This is a genomic window from Ureibacillus sp. FSL E2-3493, from assembly GCF_038077515.1.
Lineage (GTDB): Bacteria > Bacillota > Bacilli > Bacillales_A > Planococcaceae > Ureibacillus > Ureibacillus halotolerans.
Genome location: NZ_JBBOPK010000001.1, coordinates 269,588 through 295,357 on the forward strand (window position 1 = coordinate 269,588; position 25,770 = coordinate 295,357).

Genomic DNA, 25,770 nt, shown 5'->3' on the forward strand with positions numbered 1-25,770 from the left:
GATAAAATTAAGTCACCACAACAAAATTATACAGAAAGAAGGATCCTTATGTTTAAAGATTATAACATGAATCAACTCGTTTTGCCTTTAGATTTAGAAGTAAAATTACAAAATAATGATATTGCTTTCCATATCCATCATCTAGTTGAAAGTATCCCTCATGAAGCGTTCGAACCATTTCTACGAAATGAGGGGTGTCCTGCCTATCATCCACGTATGATGCTTAAAATTATCTTATGTGCCTATACACAATCTATCTTCTCAGGACGGAAAATTGAAGCCCTATTAAAAGACAGTATCCGAATGATGTGGCTAGCCCAAGGATATGAACCAAGCTACCGTACAATCAACCGATTCCGTATTCAACCAGAAGTGAAAGATTTAATTCGTCAATGTTTCGTTCAATTCCGTTGCCAATTGATTGAAGAAAAGCTTATTGATCAAGAAGCGATTTTTATCGATGGTACAAAAATTGAAGCAAATGCGAATAAATTTACGTTTGTTTGGAAGAAAACCATTGAAAAATATCACCAAAATTTAATTGAAAAGTCAAACCAGCTATACAATGAGCTACTAGAGAGTGAAATCATACCTGAAATTCAACGTGAAAGCGATAAACAGTTATCATTGGAAGAACTCGCTCAATTAGTTCAAAAAGTGGACGATGTCGTAACTGAATATGATAAACAAATTGAAACATCATCAGATGTTCTAGAACGAAAAGCCTTAAGAAATAAACGTAAATACCCGAAACAATTACGCAAGCAGTTGATTGATTTTGTCCTACGTAAACAAAAATACGAAAGAGACTTTGAAATCTTTGGTACACGCAATAGCTATTCTAAGACAGATTCAGATGCGACGTTTATGCGAATGAAAGATGATTATATGCAAAACGGACAATTAAAAGCTGGATATAATGTACAAATCGCAACGGAAGGTCAATATACGCTTGCTTATAGTATATATACAAATCCAACAGATACACGTACGTTAATTCCATTTCTAGATGAGATTGAGCAGCATTATTTTGAGTTACCAAAACACATTGTTGCAGATGCAGGTTACGGTAGTGAACAAAACTTTCATGATATCCTTTCGAATAGAAAACGAGAAGCACTTATTACGTATAGTATGTATTTGAAAGAACAAAAGAAAAAGTATAAACAAAACATATTTAATCCCGATAACTGGACGTATGATGAAGAAACCGATACATATACATGTCCTAATCAAAAACGTCTTGAATTTCAATATTATTCTGTCCGTAATGACCACACAGGCTTCCAACGGAAGCTCAAAATTTACGAGTGTGAAGACTGTTCGGGATGCCCATTCCGTTCATCGTGTACCAAAGCTAAAGAAGGCAACAATCGAAAATTAATGGTAAATGAAAAATGGGAACAGCAAAAAGAATATGTAAGAGCAAAGCTTTCAGAAGAGAAAACAAGTGCCATTTATCGAAGACGCAAAATCGATGTGGAACCAGTTTTTGGATTCTTGAAGGCTAATTTGCGTTTCACTCGATTTTCTGTACGAGGAAAATCGAAGGTAGAAAACGAAATGGGCCTCGCATTAATGGCTGTGAATTTAAGAAAATTCACGGCCATTAACTAAAGAAAAAAAAGAATTTACACACAAAAATAGCGAAAGGTGAATTTGAGTTTCCTCAAATTCACCTTTCTCACTATTTGAAGCTAGTTATGTCCCAGCCTCTTACTTATTAATTAAGTTAATTTTTCGATTGTTGCACCTTCTAAGTTTGTAATAAGAACTGTTGGAGCACCAGTTGTTGGTCCAATAGCAATCCAAGTAAGTGTTTCACCTGTCATGCTAACGAAAACACCTAGAAGTGCAGCAGCAGTAGGTGTAGTAACTGAAATTCTATCACCAAACTGTAAAGTTAAATTATTAACCATCTCTTTCACCTCCTTATTACTCTCTAGTTACATTAAATGCAGGGGGAAAAAAATTGAAAAGGCAAATGTAATAGGTAGAAAAAAATATTATTTTCTTAAATGATTATCTACTACCCCTTTGAAAGGCATGAAAGAATCCTAATTTATATGTGTTTGTATACTCCTAAAGGGACGTTGTAGCCTGTTAATCTTCGAACTTGTGGTAGATATGGAAAATGGTAAAACCGTTTGGATTGAAGGGGTAAGTAGGGATTGATAGGCAAAAACATATAGATACTGTTTAATACGTGAAAATAAAGGAAGTAAAGTGAAAGGTTTTTTTGGAATAGTAAACAGTTATATAGGTAAATTAATGATATTCAGGAATTGGATAAAAAATTTTTGGTTAATTTGTGTAGTGAACTAAGTTGGCAATATCGAAGGAGTGGTAAATGAATTGAGCAAACATCATTATTTTTTTGCAGTTAAATTACCAATAGAAGTAAAAGCTTTTTTACAGGAATGGGTTGAAGCAAAAAAACAGGATTTTCCCTTTGCGAAATGGGTACACCATGAGGATTATCACATTACATTAGCATTTTTAGGATTTGCGGCAGAAGAGATGAAATATGAAGCCATTCAAACAATAGATGAAGTGTTAAAGGATGAGCATCCATTTCCCTTAACCCTTCATCAAATAGGAATTTTCGGCCCACATAAAAAACCTCGTATTTTTTGGGCAGGTGTGGAACATTCGAATGAGCTTATTCATTTGCAAAAGAAAGTATATAATCATCTTTTGAAAGTAGGGTTTGAGTTGGATAAAAAGCCCTTTCGCCCTCATATTACGTTAGCAAGGAAATGGAATAGTCCAGAAGAATTTGATCAGAATTTATTAACTGCCATTGAGAATAATCTTTCTTTTACAGTAAACGAAATAATTCTATATGAAACCCACTTAGATCAAACACCAAAATATCATGAATTTGCCCGATTTCTTCTAGAGTAAAAGGAAGGCGAGATGTGATATGATTTTATCATACCTCGCTTTTTTGTATTTCTACATACTAAAAATATTATCAATTTGAATGGGCTCATAAAATGACTTTTAATTGACTTCATACCTATAGGGGTATATATTTGGTTATAATATTAACTGTAATGTAAAAGGTATCATTTATTAAATAAGTATCTTGTAGGTAAAAAGGTAGGAGTGAAAGCTGTAAATGATAGAATGGATTTTAATCATAATTGTAGTAGCACTGTTAGTGTACCGGTTAACACCAACAAAAGGAATTAACACTATTACAACTCAAGAGTTAAAAGCGGTTCTTCATGATCCAGATAAAGTGTTTATCGACGTTCGATCACCGCTGGAATACAAAGCTCAAAATATTAAACAATTTCAAAATATCCCACTAAAATCAAGTTTTAAAAATTTACCGAGAGATAAAGAAATTGTCGTCATTTGCCAAACTGGAATTCGAAGTAATCAAGCTTGTAAGAAGTTAAAAAGACTAGGTTATGAACGGATTACAAATGTTCGTGGCGGTATGGGGCAATGGAATATGGAAAATAGGGGGTAATGACATGAAAGCAGTGACTGCAAAGGAAGTGCAGGAACGATTAGAAAAGGGAGAAAACCTCCATTTAATCGATGTAAGGGAAGTAGATGAGGTGGAAGCAGGCCATATACCAGGTATTCTTCATATCCCATTAGGTCTTCTAGAATTTCGCATGAATGAACTTTCCAAAGAAACGCCTTATATTATGGTTTGTCGCTCGGGTGGTCGAAGTGGAAAAGCTACTGAATTTTTACAAAGCCAAGGTTTTGACGTAACGAATATGAGCGGCGGTATGCTTGCTTGGGAAGGCGAAGTAGAATAAAGTTGTTTTTTTATAATAGGATTGTAACCGGTATAGCGGTTTCAATCCTATTTTTTTATTTTTTATCGTAAAACTATCATACAAAAAGAATAATATAGAACTTTTTTTAATATATTAACTATAAAGGAGTGATAGTATGAGAATTCCCGCATTACCTCAACAAAAGGAAATCAGAAACAGAGGAAGTAAATGGTTTTTTAAAAGAATACGTAACTTTTTTTCCAAAAGAATTATTAAAAAGAGACCTTTCGTTCGTGTCCCGCCTAGAAAATAAAAGCTGTTTCTAATCCTTAAAGGAATAGAACAGCTTTTTCTAATCATCTTTTATAATGTTTCGCTTACAATTCCTCTAGTATCATCGAGCAAAAACATCTCTTCCCTAGGACCAACTAAATATAATTCGTGCATTGCGCGAGTCAAAGCGACATATAACAGTTTTCGGTCAATTGTTGTTGGAAAGTACGGTGTCTCAAAAGCTGCAATGATTACCGCATCAAATTCTAAACCTTTTGCTAAATGGCTCGGTACTACGAGCAGTTTGGACCCGCCAAACACGGATTCTTCACTTAACATTTCAACAGGAACATCAGCTTTTTCTAGTTGCTTTGTATAATAGATCGCCTCTTGATACGTTTTACAAATAAGCGCAATGGATTGGTGACCATGTTGCTTGATTCTTTCGTACAATTCGTTTATTTTACTTGGATCTAACTCCTCCATTTGTACAAAGGTAGGATCATTTCCATGGCGGACAACAGGTTCTACTAAAGGTAAATCTTCGTCCATTTTAGCTAAGATGCGATTAGCCACTTCCATAATTTCGATGGTCGTACGATAACTTTTTTGTAGGGTAAAATAGTTAGCGCGGGGGAATAATTCTAAAACGGAATTCCATTCTGTTAACGAGCGATAACTATGAATTCCTTGTGCTAAATCTCCAACCATCGTAAACATGTCTGTTTCAAGACCACTTTTTAAAGCTTCCAGTTGGAATAGACTGTAGTCTTGTACTTCATCGATAAAGACAACACGCATTTTCCAGTTATCTGCAATTCCTTTAATTTTCGCATGTAAATAGTACAGGGCAGCTAAATCCTCCAATACCCATTTTTCTTTCGTATGGGCATGGAAAAACTTTTCCTGCTCTTCAAAGGTCCATTCTGGAGCAAGTTCTCTTATTAGTAATCGATCGGTTAAAAATTTACGGTACATTTGTTTAATTTTTACTTTTTCAAATCGTTTCATATAAGTGCTTGCAGCAGTTTTCGATAATGCTTTAATTTTTGGAATCCGTGCATCCCGTTCATCGATAAACTTCGTTACAGTTTTTCTTCGTTTCTCAGGATCACGAAGCCCGCTTAATGCTTTACCAATCATCTCTTCATAGCGGGTATTTAATGTTGAGAGAACCGCTTTAGACTTCCTTTTTACCTCTGTTTGTACGACCTTTTTTATACGTTCAATCCGTTTTTCAATAGGCATATAGGAGAATTCTTCTAAAAACAGCTTTTTTAAATGGCTACCCCGCATAATACGATATTTTTCAATAAACACATCTTCATCAAATAATTTTGCCAACGATCGTTCGTGAAGTTTTATATAACGATCGAGTATATCACGGTAAAATAGCGATCCTTTCATTTGGGCAATGTTGAAAGAGGGGAGAGCATCGATTCCTTCTTCTACAATTGTCTCCAACTGTTCGTTCGGATTTTGTAACTTCAACTTAATACCTGTTGCATTTTGAACATATTCTGCATATGTTGTTTGGCAAATGCGTTCGACCCCGAGTTCGGGTAAAACATCACCAATGTATTCAATAAATAATTTATTTGGAGCTAATATCATCAGTTGCTCAGGATTGAAATGTTCCCCCATTGTATATAAAAAATAGGAGATTCGGTGAAGGGCAATCGTCGTTTTTCCACTACCAGCAGCCCCTTGTACTAGGATTGGTTGTTTTAAATGGGCGCGGATAATTTCATTTTGTTCCTTTTGAATCGTGGCTACAATTTCCGTTAGTCTCACATCGGCTTTTCCGGAAAGGGCGTCCTGTAGCAATTCATCATTTGTTGTTAAATCTACATCTTGAAAGCTTAACAATTCTCCATTTTCAATTTTATATTGGCGTTTTGAAAATAAATGTCCCGTATAAATTTCATCGCGTACTGGATACGTAATATCTCCTAATCTTCCGTCGTAGTAGACATTGGCAACGGGGGAACGCCAATCGACGATAATAGGCTCGAAGGTTTCATTATGGAATAGAGAGGTTTTGCCGATATATAAAAGCTCTTCTGCTTCACCTGTTCGTTGGAAATGAATTCTGGCGAAATAAGGCTTTTTCTTTACCGCTTCGAGACTTTCCTTCTGGTTTAAAGCCATTTCAAAAAAGCGAGAGTTCGTTAAAAGGTTAATGTAACTATCACTGGAATCGATATATTCCAAGTTTGCCATCGATTCTTTTATTTTATCTTGAACGGCTTGTAGGTCACGCTGGGATGCTTCTAAAATTTCATCCATATACTGTTTCGTATACTGTAAACGTTCTAACTCTTTTGGAAAATCGGGATGCATCGACGACGAGTTATTTGGTTCGGCCATTTCAATCTCCTCCAATCGTACAGTTGGGCGGTTACGTACATGTTTTAAAGTTAGATAATAATCTTACTAAATTTTCCTTATGAAGGGAAGTCTTGTCCTTCTATTTTTCATGAGGAGTGAGAAAGGGGAAAAAGCTGTCTCCCCATTGGAAAACAGCTTTTATTGAATACTTAAGATTAATGATAAATATAAAGAGAAAACAAGTAAAACGCCCATTATAAAGGACATGATAGCGGGCATCTTTTTGAAAAAGGATACGATCATTAACCCTAAGAAAAGTATAGCGACAGCAAGTAACAACATGCTTGTCGTATTGATAACAAGGTCGGCAGTCATATTTGGCTGAAACTGTCCTTGATAAAATAACGAAAATAGCTTTGAAACACTTTCGTTGGAAACGTTCGTATTTCTTGGTGGTGATTGTTGGCCTAATAAAGCTGTTGCTGAAAAGATGATTAATAAAAATACACTTTCCGTTTTCACCCAAGGAAGGGGATTGAAATGGGTATCTTTTTTCACTTTCCCTCGGATGAAAATACTATTAATGAGGGCAAAAACAATCAATGGAATGATGAAAAGATGTTTCATCAATAATGACTGTCCGTAAGGAATTAACCATGAATTGGTATAGTCCTCAACGACAATATTCATAAGGAGAAGACCAGAAACAAATGTCATACCAAAACAAACGATAGCAACTGGGGTAAACCATTTTAAAAAGTTTAACCAATTGTTATGATTTGTTGCAAACCAACTAACAACAATTAACGTTCCAACCCATACTGTAACAGCAGTAAAGTGGATTGTATCACCAATAAATCCCCATAAAGGCTCGTAAGAACTAGGGTGACTTGACCAACCTAGCGCTAATATTAAAAGGAAAGATAGAAATATCCCAACATACCCATAAAAAGCCTTTATCCTATAATCAAATACAGTGATGTATAGAAGGAGAATAACCGAAACAATAAATGTAAAAAACCAAGCTTTTCCAACTTCAAAGGTGAGCAGTACGGATTGTAACGTATCCGAAAGCCCTTGATTTGGAATTAAGTACAAAAGAATTTGGAGTACAGGGAAGAATGAAAAAATTATAATCCCAATGATGGATAACACTAAAACAAACTTAGGTACTCGCAAAGAAGGAAGATAGTTATTTGGAATTAACGAAAGAATCAAGCTACCTACAAGCAGGGAAAAGCATAAATATAGTAATGCTTGGCTAATCATTCCTAAAACAATCATTCATTATTTCTTCCTTTTCATCATCATGAAGATACTCCCTACAACAATAAGGATAAGAATTACAATAATTGTAGGTACGACATAAGAAGATGCATTTTGTTCCGGTTCTTCCTCTGTAACCGCAGTTTCATTAGTAGATGGAGATGGAGTTTCTACCTCTTCTACTTCTGTTTTTTCAGTATCTGTTTGTTCAACTTCCGTTGTATTTTCTGAAGCCGGCATCTCTACTGAAAAGGGAACTTCCCCATTAATAAGATGGCCGTCTGCACCGATAATATTCCAATTAACGGAGTAATCTCCATTTTCTAATGGAGTGGAAAGAGTGCCACTTAAAATATTGTCTTCTACTGCAATATCATCTACCGGAATCGATTCCCCGGTAGAACTTTCTAATGTAAAGGTACTACTTTGCTCGATTTTCCCTTCAAAGGTTAACGTAATTTCCTTTAACTCAGTATCGATTACTTCACCATTTTGTGGAGAAGAACTTTCTAACCCAGTATGAGCAAAGGCGTTACCGACAAATGTAAATAAAAAAATACTTGTAATAAGTGATAACTTTTTCAACATAAAAGGACCCCCAAACTATTGAAATCTGCTAAATTGTAGCATAGAAAAAAGGGATTGTTGATTATAATGGTCTATGAATTGTATACATTTGAACATTTTTTATACTTTTTGTGAATAGAAAGTCATAATTCACTTTTAGGAAAGGTTTAATGGGAACAAGCTAGAATACTTCATACTAACCGATGAATATAGGAGTGGATGATGATGATTCGCCAAATAAAAGATGAGTTGAATGGGTTGCAGTCGTCCATATACTTTGATGAAAGGCAGTTTTTACGGGAACAGACAAATGCTCCGGATAAATGTTGGGCATTTATTTATAAAGTAGAGCCCTTACTAGAGAAAGAGTGGTCTAAAGAAGACTTATACTTTCTTTACAGTACTTTAGGATATGTATATCGGGTATTGAATAAGTCAAGGGAGGCTATTGCTTTTTTTGAAAAAGCGCTAAGGTTACAATTGAATCACAATCAGGAAATTGTTACCCTCATTCGTTTAAGCGAAGCATTTAAATACGCAAATGAACATCAAAAATCCCTACAGTTACTTAGGGAAGCGATGAACCAATCAACCGTAAATAGCATCCCTTATTATGAGGATTTTATATTACAACATAGAGGGAAATGTTTAATGGAACTCGGGGAGTTGAATGGGGCTCTAGAGGATTTCTCCCAATCCCTTGCCATTCGAAAAAGAAAGGGGAACAAGGAATTAATTCGTTCTACACAAAAGGCTTTTGATTTATGTATGAAATGTTTAAAAGAAAGGCAAGGGACGAAGTAAGATTTCTATTAAATACCTTTATTAGGTGCAAAATTGTTATGACTTATAAATAGGAGGAAGTACATCATATATGAAAATCTTCGCCCATAGAGGTTATTCTGCAAAATATCCAGAAAATACGTTGGCAGCCTTTGAAGCAGCTGCTCAATTACCGATTCATGGTGTTGAGTTAGATGTTCATTTAACTAAAGATCGAAAACTAGTCGTCATCCATGATGAATCGATTAAACGAACGTCAAATGGGAAGGGCTATGTTAAGGATTTAACCCTTGAACAACTTCGGGAATATGATTTTGGATCATGGTTTAGTGAAGAATTTGCTGGGGAAAAAATTCCTACTCTTCATGAAGTATTAAATGTTTTTAAAGAAACACACCATCGAATCAACATAGAGCTAAAAACAGATGTTTTTATTTATCCGATGTTGGAAGAGCTAGTTTTGAAGGAAGTTGCATCGTTTCAATATGAAGATCGGGTCATACTTTCATCCTTTGATCATGAAGCCGTGGGAAAAATTGCGCGGCTAGCGCCAGATATTGAAAATGCTCCTATTTTTTCTACAATGGTCCTTAATGTAGCGGATTATCAAAAAACGATTCCTGCTAAAGCGCTACATGTCTCGTTGACATCAGCAGTACGAAGTCCAGTTTTAAATGCTATACAGAGGGGTTCGGTTGTCCGAGTTTGGACTGTTAATAAAGTAGAGAAGTTGGATGTTTTAAAGGAAATTGGTGTTGATGGAATTTTCACAGATGAACCAGAGAAGATGATGGAGTATATGTTGAGCTGGGATGAATAAGAAGTATAGAAAGGTGCATGTTCATATACGTGCACCTTTCAAGTTTTTTATAATGAAATATTTAATCTTAATTATAAAAGCTTATTTTTTTCGTAAATATATCTATCGAAAAAGTATTTTTAGATTATAATTACGATTGAACTCAGTCGACAGTACACAAGGAATGGAAGTTTGTCTGGAATGTGAATTCTATTGTGAGATACTAAAAAAAAATGAAAAAATCAGTTCAAAAAAATGGAAATGTATGACACACTAATCATATCAATATAATTGGTGGACTGTGGACATATTAATAGGATTTTAAGTAAATTTTTGAACTTTCGATTGAATTACGGAATTTTTTAAGCTAATATTATGAAAATGTGAGTAATTAAATATTCTGTGTGTCATGAGGGTGTGGATTTGATGGATTATTTTAAGGATGCGTTCGATAATGCATTATCAAAAAGCGTAGCTGAGAAGATTATGGAACAAATATTAAATGGTGAGTTAAAACCTGGAGATAGAATTGTTGAAAGTGTTTATGCTGAATTGTTCAATACAAGCCGATCACCGATAAGAGAAGCAATTTATTTATTAGCAACGGAAGGTTTAATAGAGAGAGTTCCGAGAAAGGGAGCCTTTATAAAAGGGTATACTATTAATGAAGTACAAGATCTTTTAGATATACGGAATCATTTAGAAATTCTAGCAGCACAAAGGATTAAAGAACCGAACAAAAAGAAAGATTTGCTAGAGGATATGAAACGAATATTAGAAAAAATGGATCAATGTAATAATCAAAAAGATTATACCCATTTAAACTATGATTTTCATTTTACGCTAATAAAATTCAGTGAAAGCACAGTAATTGAAAGTGTTTATAAGAAAATTGTCCTGCCATTAGTTCGAGTCCAATCTTTACATTTCAAATCGGGAGAAACAATAAATAAATCGAGGGATGATCATCATAAAATTTATGATTTTTTAAAGAATAACGAAGTGGAAGAACTTGTTTCTTTATTACGTAAACATACGGAAGATGTGATTTTAAATCTACGTCGTCAAGTATTTTAATAAACAAACCAAAAAGTCGATTTGTCCCACATATGTTGGGTCCAATCGACTTTAAATTTAGTTCAACTTAAAGGTTTTTAAAAAATAGCATTTGTAATTAGGAATAATACTGTTGGGGCTAATAAACATCCTAAACCGGTATAGAAGGTTGCAGTAACAGCCCCATAAGGTACTAATTTTGGATCTGTTGCCGCTAGACCTCCTGCAACACCAGAGGTAGTTCCCATTAAACCACCATAAACCATTGCAGACATCGGATTATTTAAACCGATATATTTTGCTACAAATGGCGTTCCAACCATAACTAATACGGATTTGATTAGCCCAGCTGCAATGCTAATGGCGATCACTTCAGAACTAGCACCTAGAGTAGCACCGGTTACAGGTCCTACAATATAAGTAACAGTTCCAGCACCAATAGTTGTCATACTTACTACATCTTTGTATCCAAATAGGTAAGCAAAGATTACCCCAACAACAAAGGAAAGGATTACTCCGAAGAAAAGGGAAATAACCCCTCTAAAACCTGCCTTTTTAATTTCATCAAAATTTGCTCCGAATGAAGTGGCTACGATGGCAAAGTCTCGTAACATACTCCCTCCTAAGAAACCTATGCCAGCTAGAAAACTAATGTCTGCAAGTCCTTTAGATCCTTCCGTAACGACCCCACCAATATAGGCTAAAACTAGGCCAAGAACAATCGCAATGGCTGAACCGTGAATTTTTCCCTTTGTTAGTTTATTGGAAATAAAATAGGCAAGCCACATTGTTAATCCAATTACGAGGAATGCCGTAACAAATCCGTTATCGGTAAAGACGCCTTTTATCATATCAAGCATCTGCTTCACCCCTTATAGCTGGATTACGAAAAGCGGGTTCTTCTTTTTGCTTTCCACTTAGGATAGGAACAAATGCCCAACTAACGACTACTACTGTAATTCCGGCTATAATAGCTAAAGGTCCGCCTGTTAAAGCACCTAACACATTTTGGCTTGCTGCCATTGCAACAACAACTGGGATATACATTTGATTCCAAAAACTTAAGCCATCTAGTGAAGGTTTACTAATTTTCCCTGATTTAACAAGCTTATCAACAATAATGATTAATAGCAGCATGGCAATTCCTACGCCGCCAACATTTGAATCGACTCCCATTAAATCTCCTATTAACTCCCCTACAATAGTGCCAACTAAAAAACATCCAGCTAAAATAGCTACACCGTAAATCACCATATTTCTGACACCCCTTTATTAAAACTATTAAATTCGTGAATATTCAGTCGACTGTATTCTGTGACCATCATAATTTATTAAAAAATATAAATCAACTAAAATTTTTCCTTAAGCAGAAAAAAACTGAAATTACGATTGAAATTTAAAATCTATTGTTTTATTATTTATGTATACAGTCGACCGTTTATAAAAATTTCTATTAATTTTTGAGACGTGGAGACAAAGATAGAGGCTTTAATGAAGCTCGATGAAAAATAGAAGAGTCTTTTAACAGAAAACGTAAAATTCCATTTTCGTTGGAGAGGAGGGATTAAGTGAAAAGTGCGTTTCTCTTTCCAGGTCAAGGATCACAATATGTGGGCATGTTAAATGATTTACCTAATGATCCAGTTGTAAAACATATTTTAGAAGAAAGCAGTGATTTATTACATTTACCAATTGAATCACTGCATAACAATAAAGCGCTTTCAACAACGAAAGCGGTGCAACAATGTTTATTAATTGCATCTGTCAGTACGTATAAAGTGTTTGAAAAAAATGGCTTAATTCCATCTTTTGTTGCCGGGCATTCTGTTGGTGCTTTTGGTGCAGCAGTTGCAGCAGGGGTGCTTACCTTTGAGGAAGCACTTAAATTAGTTACGTTGCGTGGCGAGTTGATGGAGCGAACATGTGATCATGGATATGGAATGGCCGTCGTACTAGGTTTAGATGAATATCGACTGTCGGAAATCGTTCAACAATTCTTTAACGAGGAAGAACCCGTTTATGTATCAAATCGAAATTCACCAACCCAATTGACTTTATCTGGCTCCATAAAGGGGTTAGAAAAGGTTATAGATTATGTGAAAACCCATGGAGCGACTTCTGCCCGCTTACTAAATGTCTCAACTCCTTCCCACTGTCCATTATTTAAAAATGTAAGTGAGGAACTATTGGGTGAGTTAAATAAGCTCGATTTGAAAAGGCCGAAAATCCCAATATCGAGTAACGTGAATTCTAGATTATTAAGGCAAGCGGATGCAGTAAAAGAAGATTTAGCTAAAAGTATTTGTTATCCGGTTAGGTGGCATGATGCAGTTAATTTGCTTTATGAAACGGGTACTCGATTATTTATTGAAATGCCACCTGGTGATGTATTAACTAAGTTAGCAAACCAAGCATTTTCGGAAGTTCGAACGATGGCTATTTCGAAAAGTAATATCGATGATTGTTTCTATGTTATGTCAAATTAAAAAATAGAGGTGTGAAAAATGGTTTTGACAAATATACCGAAAGTAACAAGATCATGGACAACAAGGTTGGAAGCAAAAAAAGAAAGAATGGAAAGTGTAAAAAGTTTAGTCGATGGTGTCATTATTCCTACTGATCGTATTGTCGAAGCAATGGAATTATTAATTCGACCAGGGGATCGTGTTGTACTTGAAGGGAATAATCAAAAACAAGCGTCTTTTTTATCCCAATCTCTTGTGCAAGTGGATCCAAAAAAAGTTCATGATTTGCATATGATTATGTCCAGCATTTCAAGACCTGAACATTTAGATATTTTTGAAGAAGGAATTGCTAGAAAAATAGATTTCTCCTACGCTGGGCCTCAAAGTTTACGAATCGCCCAAATGATTGAAGATGGAAAAATCGAATTGGGGGATTTGCATACTTACATTGAATTATATGGTCGATTATTTATTGATTTAATTCCTTCCGTTGCATTAGTGGCAGCAGATAAAGCCGATCGATACGGCAATCTTTATACTGGCCCTAATACAGAAGAAACACCAACATTAGTGGAAGCAGCTGCCTTTAGAGATGGTATTGTCATAGCTCAAGTGAATGAAATCGTAGACGAATTACCGCGGGTAGACATACCAAGTTCGTGGGTTGATTTTATCGTAGTTGCGGATGAACCGTATGAGCTAGAACCTCTCTTTACAAGGGATCCCCGCCATATAACAGATATTCAAATTTTACAAGCAATGATGGTGATTCGTGGAATTTATGAAAAACACGGTGTGAAATCATTAAACCACGGAATTGGTTTTAATACGGCAGCTATCGAGTTACTACTACCTACTTATGCCGCATCACTAGGGCTTAAAGGGAAGATCTGTACAAACTGGGTGTTAAATCCGCACCCTACGTTAATACCAGCTATTGAGTCAGGTTGGGTTGAAAGTGTTCATTGCTTCGGTGGTGAACTAGGAATGGAAAAGTATGTGGAAGCAAGAAGAGATATTTTCTTCACAGGAAAAGATGGTAGCCTTCGTTCAAATCGTACGTTAGCCCAGTTAGCTGGTCAATATGCCGTTGATTTATTCATCGGTTCTACTTTACAAATGGATGGTTTAGGGAATTCATCTACTGTCACAAAAGGTCGTGTTGCAGGATATGGTGGAGCGCCAAATATGGGCCATGATCCGGGAGGTCGACGCCATTCAACGGAAGCTTGGTATAACATGATGACTTCCGATGATCCGTTAGCACGAGGTAAAAAATTGGTCGTTCAAGTTGCAGAGACATTCCAAGAAGCAAATAAGCCCGTTTTCGTTGAATCCCTTGATGCTATTAGTGTGAAAGATCAGGCGAAATTAGCTTTAGCACCAGTGATGATTTATGGGGAGGACGTAACCCATGTTGTAACGGAAGAAGGAATTGCTTATCTTTATAAATCCGACAGCATATCTGAAAGAAGAGAAATGATTGCTTCTGTCGCAGGGGTTACACCAATCGGTATGGAGAGCAATCCGAAAACAGCCGAACGTTTACGTCAACAAGGGTTAATTGCTATGCCGGAAGATTTAGGTATTCGTCGTTCCGATGCGAAAAGGTCCTTACTTGCTGCTAAAAATATTGACGAACTTGTTCAATGGTCCGGTGGTTTATATACACCTCCAGCGAAATTTAGAAGTTGGTAATAAAAAGAGGAGGCGAGGAGTATGCAAGATCCTCATCGTTTATCAACAACGTTAGCCCGTTTAGCGGTTGAATCATTAATTGAAGAAGTATCGCTTACTCCAAAGCCCGGTCTTGTGGATAGGATTGATCAAGGTTCCCATAATGATTTAACCTTTTCATTGATGGTGGAGTCGGCCAAAAGTTTATACACGACATTTTACAATATGGCAATGGTTGCCTATAACGAAGGAACATCTCAATTTTTGCGAGAAAAAATCGGTGAGATTGGTCGTGAAGGTGAAAGGCAAATGTTTCAAGTGACAAAGGGGGTCAATACCCATAAAGGAGCCATTTGGTCCCTTGGATTACTTACTGCAGCAGCAGCTATTCATAAAGGGCAGTCCGATGAAATTACGTTATGCCATACCGCAGGGGAAATTGCCCGATATGAAGATCGTTTTATACCTCACCAAATAACAAATGGTATAAAGGCTGTTCAAAAATATGGTGTACACGGAGCAAAGGCAGAGGCACAGCAAGCTTTTCCTCATATTCGGAAATTTAGCTTACCTGTATTTAAAGCAACCGTAAACGAATTGGATGAAAAAACAGCAAAACTCAATGCATTTTTAGCGTTAATGGCCAACTTAGACGATACGTGTTTATTGCACCGGGGTGGTCTTGAAGGTTTACAATACGCAAAGCAATATGCCCAACATGTTTTAAATGCAGGTAATCTTCATGAACTTCAAATAATGAACGAACAATTTAAAGAGCGTAACTTATCACCAGGGGGCAGCGCCGATTTATTAGCTGCAACGATTTATTTATATAAAATTAGTCAGTTTACTTTTTCTACTGAGGAAGTTTACGCAACGATAAATTAAAGGGGAGTGATTTTAGTGGAAAAATTAGTATATTCCTTTCCAGCTTCAAAAACGATCGAAAGACCGGCACACGTTGGCGTCGTAGGATCTGGAGATTTAGAAGTATTAGTCCAACCTAGTAATCAGAATGAAACAGTTGTAGAAATTCGTACAGGTATTACGGGATTCCAAGATACGTGGAAAAAGGTTATTGAACGATTTGTTAGTCAGCATAACATTGCTGCTTTCATTACGATTAATGATTTTGGCGCAACACCAGGCGTTGTTTCGATTCGATTAGCTCAAGCGGTGGAGGTGAGTTTAAATGACACAAATGATAACTGAGAGTTTAGTAGAGAGTTTAGCGCGGGAAAGAGCATTTCAACTATTAGATAAAGGAACGGCCTATGAAATTTTAGGACCTTTCGATCGAATGGAATCACCCCATCTTGTGGCTCAAAATATCGTTCCCCAATATGATGATGGCATGATTATTGTTAAAGGAACATTAAATGGAAAGCCAACTGTAATTATTTCAATAGAAGGAAATTTCCAAGGTGGCGGAATTGGCGAAGTATCTGGTGCGAAATTAGCAGGTACTTTAGAAAAGGTATTGAAAGAGTGTAAAAACGATCAAACGGTTTATCCGGTCATCATTTATGATACAGGTGGAGTACGCCTTCAAGAAGCAAATTATGGTTTATTGTCCATTGCAGAAATTAGTGCGGCAATTGTTGAACTGCGAGAGTATGTTCCGGTAGTAGGTATCATTCCTGGGAAAATTGGATCCTTCGGTGGTATGTCATTAACTGCTGGTTTATGTAGTGCCTTAATTATGACTCGGGAAGGTCGTTTAGGAATGAACGGACCTGAAGTAGTAGAACAAGAAGCAGGTATCCGTGAACTGGATTCGAAAAATAAACAATTGATTTGGAAAATGATTGGTGGGGCAATGCGTAACGAGGTTGGTCTTGCGGATATCGTTGTAGAAGATGATGTAGTGAATTTTAAAAATGCCATTCAAAGTGTTTGGAATGGAGAGATTGAATTAAAACAGCGAACAAAACAGGTCGACCATTTCTTAACTTTATTTAAATCTTTAAATGTCGAAGAAAAAATTTCTCCAGAGCAAGCAAAGGAACTTTTAAAAAACATAGCTCCTAAAAATTCAAATACGGTACCTGCCCCAAAGGAAACCGTTAATAGTAGAGGAAGAAAATGGTTCGAAATATTAACTGGGGGGCAGAAATCGATTAGTGAAATCCCTTCTGTATTAGTAGCAGATACGGAGATTAAAGGAGTGAAGGCACGAGTAATTGCAGTTGTTCCAAACCCTGAGAATCCATTTTATCGGGCACGAAATGGCGAAGTAGGCTTATTAGAAGGATGGGCGATTGCTAAATATGTTCGAGAAGCGATGGTAGAAGATGCCCACTTAGAAGATAAACGTCTAATTGTTCCTGTTGTTGATGTGCCAAGTCAAGCGTTTGGCTATCATGAGGAGTTATTTGGAATTTATTTATCTTGTTCATCCGCAGTAGATGCCTATGCTTCAGCTAGGTTAATTGGCCATCCAATCGTTGCAGCCATCGTTGGGAAAGCCATTTCTGGAGCATTTTTATCCCACGGTATGCAGGCGAATCGATTAATTGCTTTACATGATGAAGGGGTAAATGTCCATGTAATGTCTAAAAAATCCGCTGCTATTATTACACAACGAACAATTGAAGAATTAGATTTAGCAGCAAAAGACGTTCCTTCTATGGCTTATGACATTGAGTCATTTAAAAAATTAGGTGCCCTTTATAACTTAATAGAAGGTATTAATGCAGATAACCCTTCATCGGAACATGCTGAGTTATTCATTGATTCGATTCTTGCAGCCTATGATGATATTCAAAAAGATGCCGTAAGAGATTTATCAAATCGTTTAAAAACAGAGATTGCTGTAGCTTCCGGTCGAGTGGCTTCTATAAAGGTAAGGGAAATGATTGAGCAACAATGGAAGTAAAGGTGCATGATATTGTTAAGTTCAACAACCTCGATCAGTTAGAGCCAATTTCGGTGATACCAGAATGGGTTTATGATGCTCAATCAGCAGCTAACTACGGTGTTGTACGAAGAATGCCCGTTAGCAATCAATTAATCCCCATTGGATTGCGCGGAAACAGTAGAGAGCAGCGGTTTGGCACATTTATACATGAAAATCATGTTGTCGAAGTTATAACACCTAATTCTTTAGTAAATCGGATTGATAGGTTTAACAATAAATTTTATTATCCAATCTTAAACGAAATTCGCGATCAATTTCAGAAGTTTGATTTAATATGGGGACCAACGGGAAGCATCGGTTTTGAAATAGCTACCTCCATTAACGTAACAACAGGTAAGAGCGATATTGATCTTTCTATTTATGTAGATTCTATAGAAGAATCGTTACTAGAAGAGGTTGGCAAATGTTTAAACGGCTTTTCGAAACCGATTGATGTCCAAGTGGAAGTTCCAAATATAGGGGCCTTTCTATTAAAAGATTATTTGAGTAATAAAGACCAAGGTTTTATTGTTCGAACGGCTTTTGGTCCCCATTTATGTCGTATAAAAGATAGTAAAATTAAAATTCTTCAAGCTTAAAACAAATGTCCCAATCGCCTTACGATTGGGACATTTTTATAAAGGCTAATCTACCATTTTGCTATATGTTCTTCTATACAACCTAGCATTTGTTGGATGACGAGGGTACTGCCATCTTCCAACTTAACTTGTCCATTATAGTAGCCAACAAGTTGATGGACTTCAGATTTTACTAATTTCACATCCGTTTTGGCAACCCGTTCAAAAAACGGATGGAAAGTTAAAATTACCTGATCTGAAAACTTTGTTGTGATGTACCAAGGTTTCATGAAATTTTTTCTGTCATAATTAAACAATACATCTTCATGAATCTTTGTCATTTTACCATCTACAAAAACAGCATTTTCAGTAATACCCGTTCCGTCTGTCCATTTGCCTCCAAAGTTTAAGCCAACCCGTTGATTTCGCACTCGTTGAGATGCCATCCCCCAATTCCACAACGCTTCCCTCGGCCAAATACCTCTACCAAAATCAAGTACCGCATAACAGTCTTCTTCAAAAAATTGATAATTTCGTTCTCCTATTTTCACAAAACCTGTAGTCGGTAATGTATGATGCTTTGCAGTAAATTGGAAGGTTTGTCGGTTCCAAGGTATGACGACATTCAGTGTATCGTCCTCTTTAGGATGGTGGATCGTTAATTCTGCATGTAAAGCTTCATTATCAAAGTTTTTGGAAGTGACATTTAAAAAGGTTTGATTTTGAAAGAACGTAATATTAATATGAACTTCGCTATTGGCAAAACGAATAGGCTCTAACACTCTCGATGGCATTTTTAGTTTCGTACCTATGCCAAGGGGAATCGTAATCGTTTTTTCAAAGAATCGTTGGGTTTCATATTCTAAAAAATAGATAAAACAAGTCGCCGCATAATCAAAATGGCATATCGTTACGGAAAATAATATTTCCTCTCCATAGACGCACCAATAATTCCATTTTTTCTTCCTTAAGTAGTGACCAGATAAGTTGCAATCGATGATAGGTTTACGAGCAAAACCGATAGCTTCCGGATTTAAGTTTCCTTTTCTATCACATAGCCGTGTAAGTTCAATAATTTCTCTTTCAGCGTGCTGCGTCAATGCCAACATCCTCTCAATCAAATTATCTAGGATCTCTTTCTATTGGAAGTAAAATATGATGATTCAATGCAAAATATATCAACTGCCAAGCATTTGTAATATTTTTAACATTATGAAGAGTCTAGAATCCTTTCTTATTATTGTAGCAAAATGTAGAACCAATTAGTTTAAGGACATTAAATTAATATTAAATTGTAACAAAATGACAGTCTTATTGAAGGGAAATTAAATTGATATGAAAAATGATGACAATGAAGCATAGAATGGTAAAAAAGGAGGTTGAACCATTCCAATTTATTACAATCGTCAAGCGGCGGTTCAGTATGCGAGAACTTGGTGGAATCGAAAAAACCCCAATTACCCGGCTTTTTCAGTGGATTGTACAAACTTTGTATCCCAATGTTTACGGGCAGGAGGAGCCCCGATGTCAGGTGCACCGAATCGAGGAAAAGGTTGGTGGATTACAGACGGTTGGAGAAGAGGGAGTGGTAATGGATATTACTCGAATGAAACATGGAGTTATAGCTGGTCCGTCTCCCACAGTTTTCGTTTGTATTTAGAAAACGCCAAATCAGGATTAACTGCTAAACGTGTCCAATCCCCATCGGAACTGGAAATTGGTGATGTCATTTGTTATGACTTTCAAGGAAACGGGGTAATCGACCATACAACGATTGTGACGAGTATGGTAAATGGAGTACCTTATATCCATGCCCATACAGTAGATAGTGCGGATCGCCATTATGATTATTCAAACTCCTACGCCTATACTCCAAACACGAAATACTACTTTTTCAAAATCGATGATGTGTTTTATTAAAAATTGTTTGCAATAATAACAATTTATTGAGAATTGTAAAAAAGCTAAGTATATTTTAAAACGTAAAATTATATGGTAAGGTTTATTGAAGATGAATGAAAAAGGGTTAGAGTTAGTTTTTTAAGGAGAGAAGAATATGAACCAACAATCGTTATCAGTGCGTGAAGCAATTATTGGAAGACGGTCAATTAAAAGGTTCAATGGTCAACCGGTTGATCGGGAAGATTTAATGAATATTATTGACGACGCAGTATGGGCACCTAATCATAAAAATAGAGAGCCATGGCGATTAGTTGTTGCATGTGGAGAAGAGATTTTTGAATTGCACAAGCTTTTAAGAGATACAACCATTCCTAAATGGAAGGAACTATCGGAGGAATCGCTAGAAAAGCAAATGCAAAAATTCACATTAGCAGGAGCCTTTGTGTTTGTTATCGTTTCTGAAGATGTACGCCAAAAACAACGTTTAGAAGATTTCGCTGCAGCAAGCACATTCATTCAAAACATTCAATTACTTGCATGGGATTATGGTATCGGATCCTGTTGGAAAACTCCAGATTTCTTAGATGCACCGGATTTCCGAACTGCTTTAGGTGTACAGCCAGGTGAAAGAATTATTTCAATGTTGCAATTAGGCTATTTTGATGAATTGCCGAAAGCGGCAGAGCGAAAAAAATCAGACCAAATTGTGACGATTTTCGGCCAAGGGGAGAAGAAGTAATATCCCTTCTATTCAATGTTGATGAAAAGTTAGTTTGAAAAAATGCATTAATAAAACACTAGGGTACTTCGCACTGACCTAAAAAAATGAGACAAATAAAAACACCTTTCGTTGAAAAACGGGTATTAAACCTATAAATCCAACGTGGAGGTGTTTTTTCTATGGGAACAAGAGTTAGTTATCCAGTAGAAATTAAAATGAAAGCAATCGAAATGAGATTAGCAGGAATACCTGTTAATCAAGTTTTAGAAGAATTGAATATTCGAAATTATACACAACTAAAAACGTGGATGAAGTGGTATCGAAATGGAGAACTTCATCGCCTTGAACAGCCAGTTGGAAAGCAATATACCTATGGTAAAGGACCAGAATATGAAAATGAAACAGCTAAATTAAAGGCTGAGAACCGTTATTTAAAGCAACAAATTGAAGTTTTAAAAAAGTACGCAGAATGGGAAAGGAAGTGGTACCAAGAATAGTTGTGCAATTGGTAGAAGAACTAAAAGAAGTCATGACAATTGGCGAAATCTGTGACCACTTGGGGGTAGGTAGATCATCTTATTATCGTTGGAAAAAGAATAATAACGTTGAAACAAAGAAAGACATTCGGGATAAGAGAATGGGTGAGTTGTGTAAACTTCATAAATATCGATACGGATACCGAAAAATCACAAGCATTTATGGAGAACCGATAAGTGAAAATACAGTACAAAAAGTAATGCAAAAATATGGTTGGCAGTGTCGAGTAAAAGTGAAGAAACGTAAACGCACTGGACAACCAGCATACGTCGCACCGAATTTATTAAATCGTGAATTTACAGCGGAAGCACCATTTGAAAAGTTAGTAACAGATATTACCTACTTGCCTTTTGGTCAATCAATGATGTATCTTTCAAGTATTCTAGATGTCTTTAATGGCGAGATTGTAGCGCGTACAATCGGATTTACTCAAGATACAGAGTTTGTTTTAGATACATTAAATCAGCTACCAGAATTACCTGAAGGCTGTATCCTGCATAGCGATCAAGGTTCTGTATATACGTCCTATGACTATCAAAAGGCAGTAAAAGAAAAAAGAATTACCATGAGCATGTCTCGTAAAGGCACGCCCGCTGATAATTCTCCAATTGAAACGTTTCACTCCTCGCTAAAGTCTGAAACGTTCTATCTCGACGGAATCAATCGCACAACGAATGCGCATGTGATCCAAATCGTCGAAAACTATATAAAATATTATAACAATATCCGTATTCAAACGAAACTAAACAGCCAATCGCCGGTTAAATACCGTCAACTAACTGTAAAGTAGGGTGTTTTCTTATTGTCTCAAAAATGATGGTCAGTACCCTTCAACCCTAGTGTTTTTTGTATAGCTTGACTTTATAGTAGTTCTTTATTTTTCTTATAGGAACGCTTTAAAGAAATATAACTAGATAAAAACCAAATTATACTAACACCTATTAATAAACTTAATATTTCAATCCATTCATTGAGATTTTTAGGTAAGTTTATGAAAATTAAATAGCATGTCATATATATAACGACAAATCCAATCGTTCTAATGGATATAACTTTTAATTCTTTTTTATAAGTCCTCTCTGTTGAAATGTTTGTATATTCGATGCCTGATATTATGTATCTTCCTGAAACATAGAAGAGGAAGATAGCGATGGCTATTAATAAGGCAAATTCTACGTCAAGATTAAAATATTTGTTACACATGATCATTACAATAAGTGAAATGAAAAGGATTACTGCGCCTTCCGAGAAAAAATATAACATCTTTTTTTCTTTATATTCATCATTTGGTAATAAGAAGGATATCCATGATTTCATTCTGTATCGACCTCCCAAAATAATTCATCTAAAGTTTTATTCAATTCCTTGGCTATTGCAACACACAACTGAAGACTTGGATTATATTCGCCCTTTTCAATAAGTCCAATCGTTTGTCTTGTTACACCAACTCTTTTTGCTAATTGCTCTTGAGTTATAGAGGCTTTAATCCTTGTTATTTTTACATTATTCTTCATTTTTTCCACCTTAGAAAATGTCATATATAATTTACATATGCAATTTATATATTACATACAGTGTGTCAGTAAGTCAATGAATTTCCAGATAAATCAAACTTATTTTTAATATCTTTTCTAGATATCATTTTAATAAGCAAAACTAATTCATATTTCAATCTAATTCCATCCCATTACGAAATGAATGCTTAAACAAATGCTTTTATAGAATCAAATATACAATTGATTTGAAAGGAGATTTTCCTATGCTTTGGCAAGAATAAAGATATGATGGAATTCACCATCAAGAATTTTATTCAATGACTTTAAACACAATTGATGGAAGGGGAAGAAACGATGTCAAAACATCCGCTGGAAAAGTGGGGAGGAATGGTTGGAAACAAAGGTTCACGTTGGGTAACCGTTTTACTCTGGATAGTAGTCGTAGCTATTTTATCAATGACCCTACCACAGATTAACAGTATAGAAAACTACGGTGGAAGTGACTTGCCGAAAGAGGTTATGAGCGAACAAGCAAATGCCCTCATAGAAGAACAATTTCCCTCCGATTCCGGTATTCCATTATTAATTGTCTGGTATAAAGAGGCTGGACTGGGTCATAAGGATCTACAGTCTATTCAAGAATTGTATAAGCAGTTAGGCGAGCAACCTTTACATGAACAAACATCTCTTCCACCTATTGCAGCTTTGCCAACAGAGGCTTTATTAGGAACTGTTTCAAATAATGGTTCTTCCATTGTTACGCCGATTTTCTTCGATGAAAAGGCGAATACGGATACGATTAAAGAAGGCTTACAAAAAATTGAAGAAATGACGGAAGAAACTTTTGGGGTAAATCCATATGATACAAAACTAGAAGAATCAGGTTTGCATGCCCGTTTCTCAGGTCCTGCGGGTATTTCGGTTGATGCGACCAATTTATTTATGCAAGCGGATATTAAACTATTAATTGCGACAGTCATTTTAATTTTAGTATTACTAATTGTCATTTACCGTTCACCATTATTGGCGGTTACCCCTCTAATTGTAGTAGGGATTGCTTATGGAGCAATTAGCCCTTTGTTAGGGTGGTTTGCTGAAAATGGATGGATTGATAAAGATGCACAAGCGGTTTCGATTATGACCGTTCTGCTATTTGGTGCTGGAACAGATTACTGTCTTTTTTTAATTAGCCGTTATCGTGAAAAGTTACTTGTTGTTGAAAATAAATTTGAAGCCTTACGTCTAGCAATGAAAGAGTCGGGCGGAGCAATTATGATGAGTGCTTTAACGGTCTTTATAGGTTTAGCTACCCTTGGTTTAGCTGATTACGGTGCATTCCAACGTTTTGCAGTGCCATTTAGTTTTGCGATTTTCGTTATGGGAATCGCAGCTTTAACAGTATTACCAGCCATTTTATCTATATTAGGACGTATAGCCTTTTTCCCATTTGTTCCTCGGACAGAGCGGATGGAGCGTCTGAGGGCTGAAGTGAAAAACAAACCTTATAAAGAGCCAAAACTTAAGCATCTTGTTATGGCGAAAGTCGGTGACTATGTAACAAAGAAACCGTGGTTAGTTATTATAGTCACAGGTATCGTATTAGGTGGTCTAGCGATTACTTCTACTCAAATTAAATATAATTATGATTTATTATCATCATTCCCAGAGGATATGCCATCACGGGAAGGCTTTACATTAATTGCAGAAAATTTTTCCCCTGGTGAATTAGCGCCTGTTCAAATTATCGTTGATACAAAAGGGGAAGCGGTTCATTTAACAGACCAAATTGCAGCGCTTCCATACATTGATGTAGTAAGTGAGCCAACTTTTGGAGAAAAGGACTCCAATATTCAGCTTTATGAAGCGGATCTAAATGAAAATCCGTATTCTACGGAAGCGATGGATTTAATACCAGATTTAAAAACCGACATAGAAAAAATGCTAGAAGAGGCTGGTATTGAACAAGCGAATAAAAGCTATTGGATTGGTGGAGAAACAGCAGCACAAGTGGATACAAAAACGGTTCAGGAACGGGATGAATCTATTATTCAACCGGTCATGGTAATAATCATAGCGATTTTATTATTATTGTATTTACGTTCTGTTCCGGCAACGATTTATCTAGTAGGCACTGTATTAATATCCTTCTTTGCTGCATTAGGTTTAGGGTGGTTAGTACTGACAACTTTCTTTGGAGCGGAATCGATTGCGAGCGCGTTGCCGTTATATTCCTTTGTGTTTTTAATTGCCCTTGGTGAGGATTACAACATCTTTATGATTTCAGAAGTTTGGCAAAATCGTAAAACCCAAAGCATTAAAGAAGCAGTCAAAAATGGGGTTGCTCAAACCGGTTCAGTTATCACATCGGCAGGTTTAATACTAGCTGGTACATTTGCTGTTTTAACAACATTACCAATTCAGCTTTTAGTTCAGTTTGGGATTATTACAGCAATTGGCGTTTTAATCGATACATTTATTGTCCGGCCATTATTAGTACCTGCAATTACCACAGTATTAGGTCGTTGGGCTTTTTGGCCAGGTAATTTATTTAAAAAGGAAGATTAACCATTACATTATGTCCAACACTATTCATCTGATATTTACTTATTGTCCATTACACCCGATGAATATTTCATGTAAATTAATAATAATTTAAGAGGATTCGATCATCGTT

General features: G+C 36.1%; 26 protein-coding genes. 17 read left to right on the plus strand and 9 right to left on the minus strand.

What is annotated here, in order from left to right:
- The first annotated feature begins 48 nt into the window (after positions 1–48).
- Entirely contained in the window at positions 49–1,617 is a 1,569-nt protein-coding gene (locus MHH69_RS01440) for an IS1182 family transposase (RefSeq protein ID WP_169187918.1), read from the plus strand.
- A gap of 110 nt (positions 1,618–1,727) precedes the next feature.
- On the opposite strand, the gene MHH69_RS01445 is transcribed toward MHH69_RS01440, so the two are convergent.
- Positions 1,728–1,919, minus strand: a complete 192-nt coding sequence (locus MHH69_RS01445; RefSeq protein WP_341361555.1) for a hypothetical protein — start codon at positions 1,917–1,919, stop codon at positions 1,728–1,730.
- Positions 1,920–2,355: 436 nt separating this feature from the next.
- On the opposite strand from MHH69_RS01445, the gene thpR reads away from it, so the two are divergent.
- From thpR to MHH69_RS01460, 3 genes are all read left to right on the plus strand, one after another.
- Complete coding sequence (gene thpR / locus MHH69_RS01450; protein WP_341361556.1) at positions 2,356–2,907, plus strand: RNA 2',3'-cyclic phosphodiesterase; 552 nt, start codon at positions 2,356–2,358, stop codon at positions 2,905–2,907.
- 217 nt (positions 2,908–3,124) lie between these two features.
- Positions 3,125–3,484, plus strand: coding sequence for a rhodanese-like domain-containing protein (locus MHH69_RS01455; protein WP_174232697.1), 360 nt, complete (start codon positions 3,125–3,127; stop codon positions 3,482–3,484).
- Positions 3,485–3,488: 4 nt separating this feature from the next.
- Positions 3,489–3,785: a rhodanese-like domain-containing protein gene (locus tag MHH69_RS01460; protein ID WP_341361557.1), complete on the plus strand. Its 297-nt coding sequence runs from the start codon at positions 3,489–3,491 to the stop codon at positions 3,783–3,785.
- 324 nt (positions 3,786–4,109) lie between these two features.
- Here MHH69_RS01460 and helD read toward each other — a convergent pair whose 3' ends face one another.
- The 3 genes from helD to MHH69_RS01475 all read right to left on the minus strand — a co-directional run bounded on the left by helD (position 4,110) and on the right by MHH69_RS01475 (position 8,204).
- Entirely contained in the window at positions 4,110–6,389 is a 2,280-nt protein-coding gene (helD, locus tag MHH69_RS01465) for an RNA polymerase recycling motor HelD (RefSeq protein WP_241559352.1), read from the minus strand.
- 159 nt (positions 6,390–6,548) lie between these two features.
- Positions 6,549–7,634 (minus strand): copper resistance D family protein, encoded by a 1,086-nt coding sequence (locus tag MHH69_RS01470; protein WP_341361558.1) that lies wholly within the window; start codon positions 7,632–7,634, stop codon positions 6,549–6,551.
- A 3-nt stretch (positions 7,635–7,637) separates the two neighbouring features.
- Entirely contained in the window at positions 7,638–8,204 is a 567-nt protein-coding gene (locus MHH69_RS01475) for a copper resistance CopC family protein (RefSeq protein ID WP_341361559.1), read from the minus strand.
- A gap of 204 nt (positions 8,205–8,408) precedes the next feature.
- On the opposite strand from MHH69_RS01475, the gene MHH69_RS01480 reads away from it, so the two are divergent.
- The 3 genes from MHH69_RS01480 to MHH69_RS01490 all read left to right on the plus strand — a co-directional run bounded on the left by MHH69_RS01480 (position 8,409) and on the right by MHH69_RS01490 (position 10,842).
- Positions 8,409–8,987: a tetratricopeptide repeat protein gene (locus MHH69_RS01480; RefSeq protein ID WP_341361560.1), complete on the plus strand. Its 579-nt coding sequence runs from the start codon at positions 8,409–8,411 to the stop codon at positions 8,985–8,987.
- A 70-nt stretch (positions 8,988–9,057) separates the two neighbouring features.
- Complete coding sequence (locus MHH69_RS01485; RefSeq protein WP_341361561.1) at positions 9,058–9,786, plus strand: glycerophosphodiester phosphodiesterase; 729 nt, start codon at positions 9,058–9,060, stop codon at positions 9,784–9,786.
- Between the two features lie 405 nt (positions 9,787–10,191).
- The gene (locus tag MHH69_RS01490) at positions 10,192–10,842 is read left to right on the plus strand and encodes a GntR family transcriptional regulator (RefSeq protein WP_122972795.1); all 651 of its coding nucleotides are present in this window, start codon (positions 10,192–10,194) and stop codon (positions 10,840–10,842) included.
- Positions 10,843–10,919: 77 nt separating this feature from the next.
- Here MHH69_RS01490 and madM read toward each other — a convergent pair whose 3' ends face one another.
- Positions 10,920–11,681 (minus strand): malonate transporter subunit MadM, encoded by a 762-nt coding sequence (gene madM / locus MHH69_RS01495; RefSeq protein WP_341361562.1) that lies wholly within the window; start codon positions 11,679–11,681, stop codon positions 10,920–10,922.
- On the minus strand, positions 11,674–12,075 hold the full coding sequence (gene madL, locus MHH69_RS01500; RefSeq protein WP_122972797.1) for a malonate transporter subunit MadL: 402 nt from the start codon (positions 12,073–12,075) through the stop codon (positions 11,674–11,676). Before madL ends, madM begins: the two co-directional genes overlap by 8 nt.
- A gap of 314 nt (positions 12,076–12,389) precedes the next feature.
- Here madL and MHH69_RS01505 point away from each other — a divergent pair, with 314 nt between their 5' ends.
- The 6 genes from MHH69_RS01505 to MHH69_RS01530 are packed head-to-tail and all read left to right on the plus strand — an operon-like array spanning position 12,390 to position 18,461.
- Positions 12,390–13,307 carry an ACP S-malonyltransferase gene (locus MHH69_RS01505; protein WP_122972798.1) on the plus strand — a complete coding sequence of 306 codons (918 nt, stop codon included), beginning with the start codon at positions 12,390–12,392 and terminating at the stop codon, positions 13,305–13,307.
- 18 nt (positions 13,308–13,325) lie between these two features.
- Positions 13,326–14,984, plus strand: a complete 1,659-nt coding sequence (mdcA, locus tag MHH69_RS01510) for a malonate decarboxylase subunit alpha (RefSeq protein ID WP_122972799.1) — start codon at positions 13,326–13,328, stop codon at positions 14,982–14,984.
- Positions 14,985–15,005: 21 nt separating this feature from the next.
- On the plus strand, positions 15,006–15,851 hold the full coding sequence (locus MHH69_RS01515) for a triphosphoribosyl-dephospho-CoA synthase (RefSeq protein ID WP_122972800.1): 846 nt from the start codon (positions 15,006–15,008) through the stop codon (positions 15,849–15,851).
- Positions 15,852–15,866: 15 nt separating this feature from the next.
- Positions 15,867–16,175 (plus strand): malonate decarboxylase subunit delta, encoded by a 309-nt coding sequence (locus tag MHH69_RS01520; protein WP_122972801.1) that lies wholly within the window; start codon positions 15,867–15,869, stop codon positions 16,173–16,175.
- Positions 16,156–17,841 carry a biotin-independent malonate decarboxylase subunit beta gene (locus tag MHH69_RS01525; protein ID WP_122972802.1) on the plus strand — a complete coding sequence of 562 codons (1,686 nt, stop codon included), beginning with the start codon at positions 16,156–16,158 and terminating at the stop codon, positions 17,839–17,841. The genes MHH69_RS01520 and MHH69_RS01525 overlap by 20 nt, the downstream gene beginning before the upstream one ends.
- Positions 17,832–18,461, plus strand: a complete 630-nt coding sequence (locus tag MHH69_RS01530) for a malonate decarboxylase holo-ACP synthase (RefSeq protein WP_122972803.1) — start codon at positions 17,832–17,834, stop codon at positions 18,459–18,461. Before MHH69_RS01525 ends, MHH69_RS01530 begins: the two co-directional genes overlap by 10 nt.
- A gap of 50 nt (positions 18,462–18,511) precedes the next feature.
- Here MHH69_RS01530 and MHH69_RS01535 read toward each other — a convergent pair whose 3' ends face one another.
- Positions 18,512–19,540 carry a DUF2804 domain-containing protein gene (locus MHH69_RS01535; protein ID WP_341361563.1) on the minus strand — a complete coding sequence of 343 codons (1,029 nt, stop codon included), beginning with the start codon at positions 19,538–19,540 and terminating at the stop codon, positions 18,512–18,514.
- 292 nt (positions 19,541–19,832) lie between these two features.
- Here MHH69_RS01535 and MHH69_RS01540 point away from each other — a divergent pair, with 292 nt between their 5' ends.
- The 3 genes from MHH69_RS01540 to MHH69_RS01550 all read left to right on the plus strand — a co-directional run bounded on the left by MHH69_RS01540 (position 19,833) and on the right by MHH69_RS01550 (position 22,390).
- Positions 19,833–20,360, plus strand: coding sequence for an amidase domain-containing protein (locus tag MHH69_RS01540; RefSeq protein ID WP_241559353.1), 528 nt, complete (start codon positions 19,833–19,835; stop codon positions 20,358–20,360).
- Between the two features lie 136 nt (positions 20,361–20,496).
- The gene (locus MHH69_RS01545; protein WP_341361564.1) at positions 20,497–21,081 is read left to right on the plus strand and encodes a nitroreductase family protein; all 585 of its coding nucleotides are present in this window, start codon (positions 20,497–20,499) and stop codon (positions 21,079–21,081) included.
- Between the two features lie 161 nt (positions 21,082–21,242).
- A protein-coding gene (locus MHH69_RS01550; RefSeq protein WP_341361548.1) for an IS3 family transposase occupies positions 21,243–22,390 on the plus strand; the annotation gives its coding sequence in 2 pieces (ribosomal slippage) (positions 21,243–21,516 and positions 21,516–22,390; 1,149 coding nt in all).
- 71 nt (positions 22,391–22,461) lie between these two features.
- Here the strand turns inward: MHH69_RS01550 and MHH69_RS01555 are convergent.
- Positions 22,462–22,917, minus strand: coding sequence for a DUF3278 domain-containing protein (locus tag MHH69_RS01555; protein WP_122972807.1), 456 nt, complete (start codon positions 22,915–22,917; stop codon positions 22,462–22,464).
- Positions 22,914–23,114 (minus strand): helix-turn-helix transcriptional regulator, encoded by a 201-nt coding sequence (locus MHH69_RS01560; protein WP_122972808.1) that lies wholly within the window; start codon positions 23,112–23,114, stop codon positions 22,914–22,916. The genes MHH69_RS01555 and MHH69_RS01560 overlap by 4 nt, the downstream gene beginning before the upstream one ends.
- A 336-nt stretch (positions 23,115–23,450) precedes the next feature.
- On the opposite strand from MHH69_RS01560, the gene MHH69_RS01565 reads away from it, so the two are divergent.
- A complete protein-coding gene (locus MHH69_RS01565) occupies positions 23,451–25,661 on the plus strand; it encodes an MMPL family transporter (RefSeq protein ID WP_341361565.1) in 2,211 nt (736 codons plus the stop codon).
- Positions 25,662–25,770 lie beyond the last annotated feature (109 nt).